Genomic DNA, 11,724 nt, shown 5'->3' on the forward strand with positions numbered 1-11,724 from the left:
AGCGGGTCGGGTACAGCCCGGCATGCTCCGGATCGTCGAGGTGCTCGTGTGGTGGGCGGTGCTCACCGGTGTCTGGGTCGCGACCGTGTCCACCGTGACCACGCCCGATCTCGTCGTCGGCGCGGTGTGCGCGGTGCCCTGCGCGGTCGTCGCCCTGCTCGCCCGGCGGGCGCTCCGCTCGCGCTGGCGGGTGCACCCGGCGGCGCTGCGCCGGCTGCCCGCGGTGGTGGTCGGCGCGGTGACCGACACCGTCCGCGTGCTCCTGGGCCGGACCGACCACCCCCGAGTGCGGGAGGTGGTGCTTCCCGAGGTCGGCGGCGGCCGGGACCCCGCCGCCCAGGAGACGTATCGCGCGCTCGCGACGATCGCGGTCGCCGCGACGCCGGGCAGCGTGGTGCTCGACGAGCGGGGCCGGCGCGCGCTCGTCGTGCACGCGCTCGGCAGCGGCCGCCCGGACGCGTCGGAGGTGGTGCGGTCGTGATCGTCTGGTACGTCGCCGGGCTGGCGCTGCTCGCCGGCGGGCTCCTCCCCGCGGCCTGGCTCGGCATGCGGGGCGGCCCCGTGGAACGGCTGGTCGGGCTCGAGCTGGTCGCCGCGGTGACGACGTTGCTGCTGCTCGTGCTCGCCCAGGCGGGCGGGCAGTCCTCGCTGCTCGTCGTGCCGCTGGTGCTGGTGGTGCTCTCCTTCGCCGGGACGCTGGTCTTCACCCGGCTGCTCCGGCAGGACCCGTGAACGTGACGCAGGTGGTCTCGGCGGTGTCGACCGGGGCCGGGGTGCTGGTCGTGGTGCTCGCCGCCGTGCGGGCGCTCCTCACGCGGGACGTCCTGGTCCGGCTGCACCTGATCACACCGGTGACCTCCGTCGGCGGCCCGCTCGTCGGCCTCGGCCTGGCGATCTCGAACGGCTGGACGACGTCGACCGCCCAGATCCTCGTCACCGTGTGCCTGCTCGCCCTCACGGGGCCGGTGCTGGGCAGCGCCACCGGCCGCCTGCTGGCGCGGACCGCCGGGGCCGGCGCGGAGGGGGACCGATGAGTGGCGTGGCACTGGCGACCGTGCTGGTCGCCCTGACGCTCGTCGCCGTGTCCGGTGCCGCGGTGGTGGTGACCATGGACCCCGCCCGCCAGGCGGTGACCCTGTCGGTGTTCGGGCTGGCGCTCGCCGTGCTGTTCTTCGTGCTCCAGGCCCCGACGTGGCGCTCGCCCAGATCACCGTCGGCGCCGCCGTCGTCCCCCTGATGGTGATGCTGGCCCTGCGCCGGGCGCGGCGGCATCGATGACCCGCCGCGCCCGCCTGGTCGTCTTCGCCGTCGCGGCGGCGGCCGTCGGCGTGCTCCTGGTGGTCACGGTCGTCGGCATGCCGCCCTTCGGCAACACCTTCCACCCCTACCGGGACGCGGCCGTGGCCGCCGCGCTCGCCCACGGCACCGCCAACGTCGTGTCCGGTGTCAACTACGACCTGCGCGCCCTGGACACCCTCGGGGAGGAGACGATCCTGCTCGGATCGGTCGTCGGCGCGGCGGTGCTGCTGCGGCCCGGCCGCGAGGAGCGCGAACGGACGGAGGTGCCCGAGGGCGGACCGCCGCTGCAGGCGGTCCGGCTGGTCGGGTACCTGCTGCTGCCGGTCACCCTGGTGCTCGGCCTCGACCTCGTCGCCCACGGGCACCTCACCCCGGGCGGCGGGTTCCAGGGCGGCGTGGTGCTCGGCACCGGGCTGCACCTGCTCTACCTGGCCGGCGGGTTCCGGGCGCTGGAGCGGCTGCGGACCTTCTCGCCGTTCGAGGTGGGGGAGGCGGTCGGGACCACGGCCTTCGTCGCGGTCGGCCTCGCCGGGCTCGTGGCCGCCGGCTCCTTCCTCGCGAACGTGCTGCCCCTCGGCACGTTCGGGTCCCTGGCGTCCGGCGGCATCGTGTCGCTGCTGAACGTGGCCGTCGGCCTGGAGGTGGCCTCCGGGGTGGTCGTGCTGCTCGGCCACTTTCTCGACCAGGCGCTGCGGGTGGAGCGCCGGTGAGCCTCCTGCACGTGTACGCCTACCTCGTCGCGGCCTGGCTGTTGCTCGCCGGCGCCTTCGGCATCGCGCGCAGCCGGAACCTGGTGCACGCGGTGGTGTGCCTGTCGATCGCCCAGTCCGGGACGTACGTGCTGCTCATCGCGATCGGTTACCAGTCGGGAGCGTCCCCTCCGGTGTTCGACGGCACCACCCCGCCGGACGTCGCGGCCCGCAGCCCCGTCGTCGATCCGGTGGTGCACGCCATGACGCTGACCGACGTCGTCGTCGCGGCCACCGTGACCGCGCTGCTGCTCGCGCTGGCCGTCCAGGTGGCGAAGCGGCACGGCACGCTCGATCCCGACGAGCTGACCTCGCTGCGGGGTTGACCATGGCGCCGTCCGACCCCGTGTCCGCGCTGGCCCCGCTCGCGGTCGGTGTCCCGGTCGTCGGGGCGTGCCTGCTCCTCTCGGTCGGGCGGTGGGTGCCCCGCCCCCTGGCCGACGGGACCGCGGTCGCGGTCGCCGCCGTGGTCCTGGCCCTCGACGTGCTGCTGCTCGTGCGCACTGCGGGGGATCCGGCGGGACACCTCGCGACCTGGATCGGGGGCTGGGGCCCCGGTGGCCCCGCGCTCGGCATCGCCCTGGTGGCCGACCCGCTCGCGGCCGGGGCGGCCGTGATCGCGGCGGCCCTCACGGTCGCCGCCCTGGTCTACACCTGGCGCTACCTCGACTCCGCCCGCGCGCACTTCCAGGCCCTCGTCCTGCTCTTCCTGGCCGGCACGACGGGGTTCGTGCTCAGCGGCGACCTGTTCGACATGTTCGTGTTCTTCGAGCTCATGGGCGCGGTCGCCTACGCGCTGACCGGGTTCAAGGTCGAGGACCCGACCGCGGTGCAGGGGGCGCTCGCCTTCGGCGTCGTGAACTCCTTCGGAGCGTACCTCACACTCACCGGCATCGGGGTGCTGTACGCGGCGACCGGGCAGCTCGGCCTGGCCCCGCTCGCGGTCGCGCTGGCGGGCAGGTCGCCGTCGGCCCTGGTCGTCGGCGGGTTCGTGCTCGTCCTGACCGGGTTCTGCGTGAAGGCCGCGCTCGTCCCCTTCCACTTCTGGCTCGACGACGCCCACGCCGTCGCGCCCACGCCGGTGTGCGTCCTGTTCTCCGGGATCATGGTCGAGCTGGGGCTCTACGGGGTGTTCCGGGTGACGACCGTGGTATTCGGGCCGGTGCTGCCGGCGGCGGACCTGCACCGGACCTTCCTGGTGCTGGGCACGGCCACCGCGCTGCTCGGGGCCCTGCTGTGCTTCCTGCAGCGCCACCTCAAGCGCCTGCTGGCGTACTCGACGATCGCGCACGTCGGGCTGTTCGCGATCGCGCTCGGCACCCTCGGCCCGGCGGGCACCTCCGGGGCCGCGCTCTACATGGTCGGCCACGCCGGGGTCAAGGCGTCGCTCTTCCTGATCGCCGGGGTGATCCTCGACCGCTACGGCAGCGTCGACGAGATCGACCTGCACGGCCGGGGCCGCCGCGCCCGGGTGCTGCCGTGGCTGATGCTGCTGGCCGGGCTGGCCCTCGCCGGTCTGCCGCCCTTCGGGGTCGGGCTCGGCAAGACCGTCGCCGAGGAGGCGGTCGCCGAGACCGGGGTGCCGTGGGCCCCCGCGCTGTTCGTGCTCGTGTCCGCCGTGACGGGCGCGGCGGTGCTCCGGGCCGCGTGCCGCATCTACTTCGGCGCGGGCGCCGCGCCGGACAAGCGAACCGGGGAGGAGGACACGAGCGGCCGCGAGGAGGCCGAGGTGGGGGGCCTGCTGACGCGGGCACCGCTGACGATGCTCGGGCCGATCGTCGCGCTGCTCGCGGGCGGGCTCCTGCTCGGCGTGCTGCCGGCGGTACCGCAGGCCTTCGCCGGGGCCGCCGACCACTTCCTGGACCGAGCGGGTTATCTCGGCGCCGCGCTCGGCGTCCCCGCCCACCCGGCACCGCCGTCCCACCCCTCCGGCTGGACGACCTCCGGGGTGGTGCTCGGGATCGTCTCGGCGCTGCTCGCGGTGCTGCTCGCGGCCGCCGCGCTGTTCCGCCACCGGATCCCGCTGCCGGCGTCGGGTCCGGCGGTGCGGCCCCTCACGGCCGCCGTCGCGCGGCTGCGGGCCCTGCACTCCGGCCACATCGGCGACTACGTCGCCTGGCTGCTCGTCGGGGTCGCCGTGCTCGGCGCGCTGGTCGGGCTGCCCCTGCTCGCCCGGTGAACGGGGCGTGCAACGGGCCGGGTGGCCGGGTAGCCCTTCCGTATGCCGGACGAGCCCATCCCCGATCCCGACGCCCGGCCCGTCACCGTCGTCGGCCTGCTGGCCGACCCGAACCTGCCCGGTGAGCTGGCCGCCCGCCTCGCCGAGGGCCTGCCGCAGGTCCTCGCCGCGCGACTGGACGCGCCGCGCACCTGGCGGGTCGAGACCGTGGTCGAGCCGTTCGAGGCGAACGACCGCGGGGAGCGCGCCCTCGACCGCGCACGCGAGCGGGTCCGCCGCACCCGGTGGGACGTCGCGGTGTGCCTGACGGACGTGCCGGCCAAGTCCAGCGGCGTCCCGGTCGTCGCGCAGGTCGGGGAGCAGGACCGCGTCGCGGTCGTGTCCGTGCCCGCCCTCGGCGGGGTGCGGCTGCTGCCGCGGGCCCGGGACGCCGTCGTCGACCTGGTGGGGCGGCTGCTCGGGATCGACGCCGCCCCGGCGGCGCGCCGTCCCACGCGCCGGGCGGCCCTGCTCCACGAACCCGGTACGGAGGCGGAGGACCCCGACGAGACCGTGCTGACCCGGCGCGGCACGCTGCGGCTGCTCGCCGGGATGGTCCGCACCAACCGGCCGTGGCGCCTGACGGTCGGGCTCGGCGCCGCCCTCGCCGGCGCCGCCGCGGGCTCGGCCTTCGGGCTGCTCTACTCGAACCTCTGGCAGCTCGCCACCAACCTCGACGCCTGGCGGCTCGCCCTCGCGTTCGTCGGCTCCGTCGCGATCTTCGTGGCCTGGCTGATCGCGGGGCACCGGCTGTGGGAGCGCGGGCCCCACGAGCTCGGCGTGGACCGGCTGCTCAACGTGGGGACGGTCCTCACGCTCACGGCCGGGACCGGGCTGTTCTCGCTGGCCCTGCTGGTGCTCAACTCGATCGTCGCGGCGGTGATCATTCCGGCGGAGTACCTGGGTCGGACCCTGGGCCATCCCGCCGCGCTGTCCGACTACGTCCGGATCGTGGTCCTCGCGACGGTCATGGGTGTCGTCGCCGGGGCGGTCGGCTCGGGCCTGGAGGACGACGAGACCGTCCGGCAGGTCGCCTACGGCCACCGGCAGCGCGAGCGCCGCAACCTGGCGGCGCAGCTCCAGACCCACGGCGAGTGACTCAGCCGCCGACGACGGTGGCGGTGCCGTCGACCGCGACGACCAGCCCGGTCCGGCCGCGCGCGGCGAGCCAGGCCGCGGCGTCGGTACCGAGGGCATAGGCCGCGGTGGCGTCGACGTCGGCGACCGTGAGCGACGGGGCGATCACGGTGACCGAGCCGACGCCGGCCGGCGGCCGCCCGGTGCGCGCGTCCACCACGTGGGCGCCGCGGTGGGCCGCGCCCGAGGTCGCGACGGCGCCGGTGCGGACCGGGACCGCCGCGACCAGCCGCCGCGGGTCGCGCGGGTCCTCGATCCCGATCCGCCACGGCGCGTCGTCGGGGTGGAGCGTGCGGCAGGTCAGGTCGCCGCCCGCGGAGAGGCAGAAGTCGGTGTCGGCCAGCGCGACCAGGGCCGCGGCCGCCCGCTCCACGGCCCAGCCCTTGACCACGCCGGACGGGTCGAGGCGGCCCTCCCGCCGGACGTCGAACGCGCCGGCGGAGTCCCGGCGGGCCGCCTCGCCGATCGCCAGCACCTCCGCGACCTCGGGCGGGCAGTCCTCCGGGGCGAGCTCGTCGCGGTCCAGCCGGGAGACGACCGAGTCGGTGCGGTAGGTGCTGAAGACCCGGTCGGCTTCGCGGAGGACGGCGAGCGCGCCGGCCCAGGCGTCGCGGGCCCGGACGTCGACGGTGTGCCGGCCGCGCAGGGCGAGGCTGACCGGCATCCCCATGACGTGGTCGACATACCGGACCGGCCGGGGTGCGGCGGTGGGCAGGGCGGGTGCGCTCATGCGAGGCCCGCCTGGTCGAGGGCGCTCTGGAGGGACCGGACGTAGCCCTCGGAGGTCACCGTGGCCCCGCTGACCATGTCGATGTCCGCGCTCTGCGCGCTGATCGTCTCCTGCGTGAGGACGGGCAGGGCAGAGGCGTTGATCTGCTGGTCCTTGCCGTTGCCGTCGGGGTACTGCGGCACGGCGACGTCCGTGATCCTCCCGTCGGCCACGGTGATCGTCACCTGGACGGGGCCCCAGCGGGTCTGCGCGACGGAGCCGGTGACGGTGGAGCCGGTGCCGGCGCCCGGCGCGGCGACGACGGTGTCCGTGGTCGGCGTGGCCGAGGCACCGGTGGAGGTCCTGTAGCCGAACAGCAGCACGACCACGACGACGGTGCCGAGGAACCAGGTCAGGATGCGGCGCACGGGATCACCATCCGAAGCTCTCGTGGTGGACGCGGTTCTCCGGCACCCGGGCCGCGGCCAGGGTCCGGCGGACCGAGGCGGACCAGGCCTCGGGGCCGCAGAGGTACACGTCGCGCCGGGCGACGTCGGGGATCAGGCCGAGCAGGACGGTCAGGTCGTCGGCCGGCCCGGCGCCGTCACCGAGCCAGGAGTCGGGCGCGCGACGCGGGCCGGGCAGCCAGTGCACCCGCAGGCCCCGCTCCCGGGCGAGGACGTCGAACTCCGCGGCGAACAGCGGCGCGCCGGTATCGCGCTGCAGCAGCACGGCGTCGCCCGGGGCGTAGGGCAGCGCCTCGGCCAGGGCGCGCAGCGGCGCGACGCCGACACCGGCGCCGATGAGCGCGATGCGGTCGCGGGTGCGGGGTCGGGCGGTGAGCCGGCCGTACGGACCCTCGACCAGCGCCCGGGTGCCGGGCCGCAGGCTGCGGACGAGCCGGCTGCCGTCGCCCAGGGCCTTGACCGTGAGGCGCAGGCTGCGCCCGTCCGGCGCGGCGGAGAGCGAGTACGGGTGGGCCCGGGTCCAGCCCGGACCGGTGAGGAAACGCCAGGTCAGGAACTGCCCGGCGGCGACCGGGAGACGGTCCATGTGCCGGCCGGTCAGGTACACCGACACGACGTCCGGCGCCTCGGGGACCACCGAGGTCACCCGCAGGTCGTGCCGGAGCGAGCGGACGACGGGCAGCCCGACGCGCCAGATCAGCACGGCCGCCGCCGCGGCGGCCCACAGGGTCCACCAGAAGACCGCCGCGGCCGTCGAGGAGAGGAACTCCTGGCCGGTCCACAGCTGGTGCGGCAGGGCGAGCCCGACACCGAGGTAGGCGTACAGGTGCAGCAGGTGCCAGGACTCGTGGCGCAGCCGGCTGCGGGCCGCCCGCACACTCGTCACCACGACGAGAACGAGGCCGACGGTGCCGGCCAGGGCCAGCAGCATGCCCGGGTAGTCGACGGTCAGGTCCCAGAACGTGCCCGGCACGGCGGTGATCCGGCCGGCGGCGTAGCCCCAGGTGATCAGCACGAGATGCGCCAGCATCAGCGTGAACGAGGTGAAGCCGGCGAGCCGGTGCGCGCGGGCGAGCCGGTCCTGCCCGACGGCGCGTTCCAGCGGCGGGATGCGCGCCATGAGCAGCACCTGGACCAGCAGCAGGTCCGAGGCGAGCAGCCCGGTCCAGCGGCCCAGGGAGGTCAGGCCGTCGGCCCAGGAGCCGAGGTCCTGGATCCCGCCGCCGGCGAGCCAGAGGGAGGTGACGACCACGAGGCTCGCCGCCGCGAGCACGCCGGCCAGGGAGCGGATCACCGCGTCGGTACGAGCCGGGCGGGTGTCGACCCGGGTGCCGTGCCGCGCGGTGGGAGGTTCGAGGGTGATGCTCACGTCTGCGGTCCGGTGGCGGCGTCCGGCGTGCCGACGGTGCCGCCCTGCGGGCCGCCGTCGCCGAGGCCCTGCCCGCCGAGGCCCTGCCCGTCGAGGCCCTGCCCGTCGAAGCGGTGCCGCTCGCCGCCGAAACCCCCGGTCGCGCCGGTGATTCCCGCGGTGTCGCCGGGCCCGGCGGTGGCGTGCCCGAGCGCGTAGCCGCCCGCCCCGCCCGCGAGCAGCAGGCCGGCGGTCGTGGCGACCAGCACGACGGTCCGGCGGACGGCCCGGCGTCCGCCCGGAGGTCCCGCCGGGACCGGGTGCGTGGTCGGGGTGATGTCGTGGACGGGAGGCGCGGCCCGGACGTCCGTGGGGTCGTCGAACGCGGGCGTGGCGGGGTCCGCGTGCTCGGGGCGGTCGTCGGGGTGCGCGAGGACGGGACGCGGGGAGGAGAAGGGTTCCCAGCGGGACCCGCTGGGGGACAGGTCGTTGCTCACGGTGCTCCTTCGGCATCGGTGACGGCCAGGTTCCGGGCCGACCGTGGGCGCCGTCGGTGGACGGGCTGTGAGCGGGCTGTGCGTGTCAGGAGGGCGAACCGGGTGACGCCGACGAGAGGCGGCCACTCCCGTGGCCGCCCCCGGCACTCAGCGGCCGGTCACCCCGTCGATCGCCTGCCGCAGGAGATCGGCGTGACCGTTGTGGCGGGCGTACTCGCCGATCAGGTGTAGGTAGACCATGCGCAGCGACATCGCCCGCCCGCGGAAGTCGACCTCGTGGTCGAGCGGCACGCCCGCGGCGGCCGCGTCGGCGAGCCGCCACTCCTCCCGCAGCTCCTCGACCTCCTGCGCCGCGCGGGCGGGGTCGGCGGCGTGGAAGTCGGTGTCGTCGCCCGGGCCGCCGTGCAGCGGCGGCACGTCCTCGCCGCCGGCCCGCTGCCGCAGCCACACCCGCTCGACCTTGGCGAGATGCCGGACGAGCCCGAGCAACGACAGCGTCGACGGCGACACCGGGCGCGCCGCGAGCTGCTCGGCGGTCAGCCCGGCGCAGATGCGCAGCAGCGTCACCCGCTGGTGGGCGAGGTAGCCCTCGAGGATCGCGCGCTCGTCACCGGTCAGCGGCCCGTCGGAGAGCGGCCCGGCGGGCGGCGCCGGCGCGGGGGAGGTCCAGGTCACCTCGGGATCCTCGCGCACCGGGCGCCGCGCGGGGAGCGGGACTCACGCCGTCAGCCCGTGCCGCAGCGTCGCGAGGGCGCGGCCGAGCAGCCGGGAGACGTGCATCTGCGACAGCCCGACCACCTCGCCGATCTCGGACTGGGTCTTGTTGCCGAAGAAGCGCAGCAGCACGATCCGCCGCTCCCGCTCGGGAAGCGCGGCCAGCAGCGGCCACACGCTGCGCCGGAACTCCACCCCGTCCAGGTCTGCGTCCGCGTCGCCGAGCCGCTCCGCGAGGGGCGGCTCGCCGGGCTCGGTGGACATGTCGAGGCTGGCGCTGTGCCGCTCGGCGCGCACGGTGATCGCGTCGATCACCTCCTCGACGTCGACCCCCAGGTGCTCGGCGAGCTCGCTGGGCCGCGGCGCCCGGCCCAGCCGCTGGGTGAGCGGCCCGGTGGCCTTGTCGATCGCCACCACCAGCTCCTTCACCGGCCGCGACACCCGCACCGACCACGTGCGGTCCCGCAGGTGCCGCAGGATCTCCCCGCGCACGCACGGGACGACGTAGCCGAGCGCGTCGCCGCGGGCCGCGTCGGGATCCCAGTGGTCGATCGCGTGGATCAGCCCGATCACGCCCGCCTGCGTGAGGTCCTCACGGGCGGCGTCGTCGCCGTAGCGCCGCGCGATGTGCTGCACGACCGGCAGGAACGCGAGGATCAGCGCGGACCGCAGGCCCGCCCGGCGCGGATCGTCGCAGGGCAGCCCGGCGTACTCCGCGAGGGTCGGCACGTGCCGGGCGTAGTCGCTGGGGACGGTCACCGTGCGCAGCCTCCTGCCGTTCACGGGGGGTGGTTCCGGCGTGCGCCGGAGGTGAGGCCGGACGTGGACGCCCGGATCCGCCGCTGCCTGCCCAACGACGGGAGGCCTCGTCCTTCGGGAGCGAGGGTGCCGGCCGGTTGCCCGGGCGGAGCGGCGCCAAACCACCGGTACGGGATTCGCCTCGCCACGCGCCGGGCGGCGGCGGCCCGTGGGCCGCAGCGGGTTTGGCCGGCCCCGCCGGGGGCATGCCGCGGCGATCAGGGCGGGCCATCAGGGCGCGGCCGTCGGCCGCGGCCGAGCGAGGGTGCGGGCCGGGACGAGGTGGTGCGGGATGCGGGTGGTGCGTGAACGGCTGGGTGGGCGGCGTCCGGCCGCCCTGGACGTCGAGATCGCCGGGGTGTTCCAGCTCGCCGGTCTGCGCCACGAGCTCGGCCGGCTGGCCCGGGAGCGCGGGTTCGCGCCCGACCGGGAGGCGGGGTTGATGATCGCGGTGGACGAGGTCGTCGGGCAGGCCCTGGACCGGGACGCCGGACCGGTGCGCGTCCGGTGGTGCTCCGGCCACGACGCGGTGCGGATCCGGATCGACGCGAACGGCGGGCTGCCGTGGGCGTCGCCGGGCACGGACACCGGCGGCGGCCTCCGGGTCGCCGCCGAGCTCGCGCAGGTCACCGTCCTCCACTCGACCCTGGGCACGACGGTCCGGCTGGGCTTCCCCGTCGACGGCGGCGGAGGGGCGGCGTGACCGGTCACGCCTGCGTCGTGGCCCGGTCGGCCGAGGAGCGGTTCGAGGTCCTGGCCGACGTCCTCGGCGGGGTGGTCGCCGCCGGCCGGCGGACCCTCGACCTCGGCGGGACACCCTGACCCTGACGGCACCTGTCAGGGTTGCCCGGCACCGTGGTCGGCATGATCGACGGGGCACCACTGCAGGGGCGGATCGCGCTGGTCGCCGGGGCGACCCGGGGAGCGGGTCGGGGGATCGCGCTCGAGCTCGCGGCCGCCGGGGCCACGGTCTACGCGACCGGGCGCAGCACGCGCGGCAGGCCGTCGGAGTACGGCCGGGCCGAGACGATCGAGGAGACCGCGGAGCTGGCGGCGGGCCTGCCGGGGCGGGTCGTCCCGGCCGTCGTCGACCACCTCGACCCGGCGCAGGTGGAGGAGCTGTGTGCGCGGATCGACGCCGAGCAGGGCCGGCTCGACGTGGTGGTCAACGACATCTTCGGCGGCGACCCGCTCACCGAGTGGTTCCGGCCCGTCTGGGAGCACTCGCTCGGCGACGGCCTGCACCTGCTGCGGCTCGCGATCGACACCCATCTCGTGACGGCCCGGTACGCCTTCCCGCTCCTGGTCCGCGAGCCGGGCGGGCTGGCCGTCGAGGTCACGGACGGCACCGCCGAGTACAACGCCGAGAACTACCGGCTGACCGTCTACTACGACCTGGCCAAGGTCGCGCCGATCCGGTTGGCCCGCAGCTGGGCGCACGAGCTGCGCGAGCACGGCGGCACGGCCGTGGCCGTCACCCCCGGCTGGCTGCGGTCGGAGGCGATGCTCGACCACTACGGCGTGACCGAGGAGACGTGGCGGGACGCGCTGACCACGGTGCCGCACTTCGCCATCTCGGAGACGCCGCGGTTCGTCGGGCGGGGGATCGCGGCGCTCGCCGCGGACCCGGACCGGGCGCGCTGGACCGGGCGCTCGACCTCGAGCGGGGAGCTCGCGCAGGTCTACGGCGTCGACGATCTCGACGGCTCACGCCCCGATGCCTGGCGCTACGTGGTGGAGGTGCAGGACGCGGGCAAGCCGGCCGACACCACCGGGTACCGGTGAGCC

The 11,724-nt window shown here is 76.1% G+C and carries 17 protein-coding genes; 11 read left to right on the top strand and 6 right to left on the bottom strand.

The genetic code is table 11. The annotated features are described in order from the left end of the window. The first annotated feature begins 22 nt into the window (after nt 1-22). The 8 genes from ACFQH9_RS10410 to ACFQH9_RS10445 are packed head-to-tail and all read left to right on the top strand — an operon-like array spanning nt 23 to nt 5,364. On the top strand, nt 23-481 hold the full coding sequence (locus ACFQH9_RS10410; RefSeq protein WP_379565738.1) for a Na+/H+ antiporter subunit E: 459 nt from the start codon (nt 23-25) through the stop codon (nt 479-481). Beyond that, nucleotides 478-732 carry a monovalent cation/H+ antiporter complex subunit F gene (locus ACFQH9_RS10415; RefSeq protein WP_379565739.1) on the top strand — a complete coding sequence of 85 codons (255 nt, stop codon included), beginning with the start codon at nt 478-480 and terminating at the stop codon, nt 730-732. The genes ACFQH9_RS10410 and ACFQH9_RS10415 overlap by 4 nt, the downstream gene beginning before the upstream one ends. Before the next feature lie 2 nt (nt 733-734). Further along, on the top strand, nt 735-1,034 hold the full coding sequence (locus ACFQH9_RS10420) for a monovalent cation/H(+) antiporter subunit G (protein ID WP_379565740.1): 300 nt from the start codon (nt 735-737) through the stop codon (nt 1,032-1,034). Beyond that, the gene (locus ACFQH9_RS10425) at nt 1,031-1,237 is read left to right on the top strand and encodes a hypothetical protein (RefSeq protein WP_379565741.1); all 207 of its coding nucleotides are present in this window, start codon (nt 1,031-1,033) and stop codon (nt 1,235-1,237) included. Before ACFQH9_RS10420 ends, ACFQH9_RS10425 begins: the two co-directional genes overlap by 4 nt. A gap of 37 nt (nt 1,238-1,274) precedes the next feature. Then, a complete protein-coding gene (locus ACFQH9_RS10430) occupies nt 1,275-2,009 on the top strand; it encodes an MnhB domain-containing protein (RefSeq protein WP_379565742.1) in 735 nt (244 codons plus the stop codon). Next, complete coding sequence (locus ACFQH9_RS10435) at nt 2,006-2,374, top strand: cation:proton antiporter subunit C (RefSeq protein WP_379565743.1); 369 nt, start codon at nt 2,006-2,008, stop codon at nt 2,372-2,374. Before ACFQH9_RS10430 ends, ACFQH9_RS10435 begins: the two co-directional genes overlap by 4 nt. Before the next feature lie 2 nt (nt 2,375-2,376). Then, on the top strand, nt 2,377-4,227 hold the full coding sequence (locus tag ACFQH9_RS10440) for a complex I subunit 5 family protein (RefSeq protein ID WP_379565744.1): 1,851 nt from the start codon (nt 2,377-2,379) through the stop codon (nt 4,225-4,227). Between the two features lie 42 nt (nt 4,228-4,269). Next, nucleotides 4,270-5,364 carry a hypothetical protein gene (locus ACFQH9_RS10445; RefSeq protein ID WP_379565745.1) on the top strand — a complete coding sequence of 365 codons (1,095 nt, stop codon included), beginning with the start codon at nt 4,270-4,272 and terminating at the stop codon, nt 5,362-5,364. A gap of 1 nt (nt 5,365) precedes the next feature. Here the strand turns inward: ACFQH9_RS10445 and ACFQH9_RS10450 are convergent, their stop codons facing one another. From ACFQH9_RS10450 to ACFQH9_RS10475, 6 genes are all read right to left on the bottom strand, one after another. Continuing rightward, nucleotides 5,366-6,133 (bottom strand): FAD:protein FMN transferase, encoded by a 768-nt coding sequence (locus tag ACFQH9_RS10450; RefSeq protein WP_379565746.1) that lies wholly within the window; start codon nt 6,131-6,133, stop codon nt 5,366-5,368. Continuing rightward, nucleotides 6,130-6,540 (bottom strand): FMN-binding protein, encoded by a 411-nt coding sequence (locus ACFQH9_RS10455; protein ID WP_379565748.1) that lies wholly within the window; start codon nt 6,538-6,540, stop codon nt 6,130-6,132. The genes ACFQH9_RS10450 and ACFQH9_RS10455 overlap by 4 nt, the downstream gene beginning before the upstream one ends. A gap of 4 nt (nt 6,541-6,544) precedes the next feature. Next, entirely contained in the window at nt 6,545-7,948 is a 1,404-nt protein-coding gene (locus ACFQH9_RS10460) for a ferredoxin reductase family protein (RefSeq protein ID WP_379565749.1), read from the bottom strand. Then, complete coding sequence (locus ACFQH9_RS10465; protein WP_379565750.1) at nt 7,945-8,424, bottom strand: hypothetical protein; 480 nt, start codon at nt 8,422-8,424, stop codon at nt 7,945-7,947. The genes ACFQH9_RS10460 and ACFQH9_RS10465 overlap by 4 nt, the downstream gene beginning before the upstream one ends. Before the next feature lie 147 nt (nt 8,425-8,571). Further along, complete coding sequence (locus ACFQH9_RS10470; RefSeq protein ID WP_379565751.1) at nt 8,572-9,099, bottom strand: DinB family protein; 528 nt, start codon at nt 9,097-9,099, stop codon at nt 8,572-8,574. A 42-nt stretch (nt 9,100-9,141) separates the two neighbouring features. After that, a complete protein-coding gene (locus tag ACFQH9_RS10475; protein WP_379565752.1) occupies nt 9,142-9,897 on the bottom strand; it encodes a sigma-70 family RNA polymerase sigma factor in 756 nt (251 codons plus the stop codon). A gap of 331 nt (nt 9,898-10,228) precedes the next feature. Here ACFQH9_RS10475 and ACFQH9_RS10480 point away from each other — a divergent pair, with 331 nt between their 5' ends. From ACFQH9_RS10480 to ACFQH9_RS10490, 3 genes are read left to right on the top strand one after another with little or no spacing between them, the layout of a single operon-like run. Then, the gene (locus ACFQH9_RS10480) at nt 10,229-10,639 is read left to right on the top strand and encodes a hypothetical protein (protein ID WP_379565753.1); all 411 of its coding nucleotides are present in this window, start codon (nt 10,229-10,231) and stop codon (nt 10,637-10,639) included. Beyond that, the gene (locus ACFQH9_RS10485; RefSeq protein WP_379565754.1) at nt 10,636-10,758 is read left to right on the top strand and encodes a hypothetical protein; all 123 of its coding nucleotides are present in this window, start codon (nt 10,636-10,638) and stop codon (nt 10,756-10,758) included. Before ACFQH9_RS10480 ends, ACFQH9_RS10485 begins: the two co-directional genes overlap by 4 nt. Nucleotides 10,759-10,800: 42 nt before the next feature. Then, nucleotides 10,801-11,721 carry an SDR family oxidoreductase gene (locus ACFQH9_RS10490; RefSeq protein ID WP_379565755.1) on the top strand — a complete coding sequence of 307 codons (921 nt, stop codon included), beginning with the start codon at nt 10,801-10,803 and terminating at the stop codon, nt 11,719-11,721. Nucleotides 11,722-11,724 lie beyond the last annotated feature (3 nt).

Origin of the sequence: Pseudonocardia lutea (assembly GCF_042658055.1) — a bacterium.
Taxonomy (GTDB): Bacteria; Actinomycetota; Actinomycetes; order Mycobacteriales; family Pseudonocardiaceae; genus Pseudonocardia; species Pseudonocardia lutea.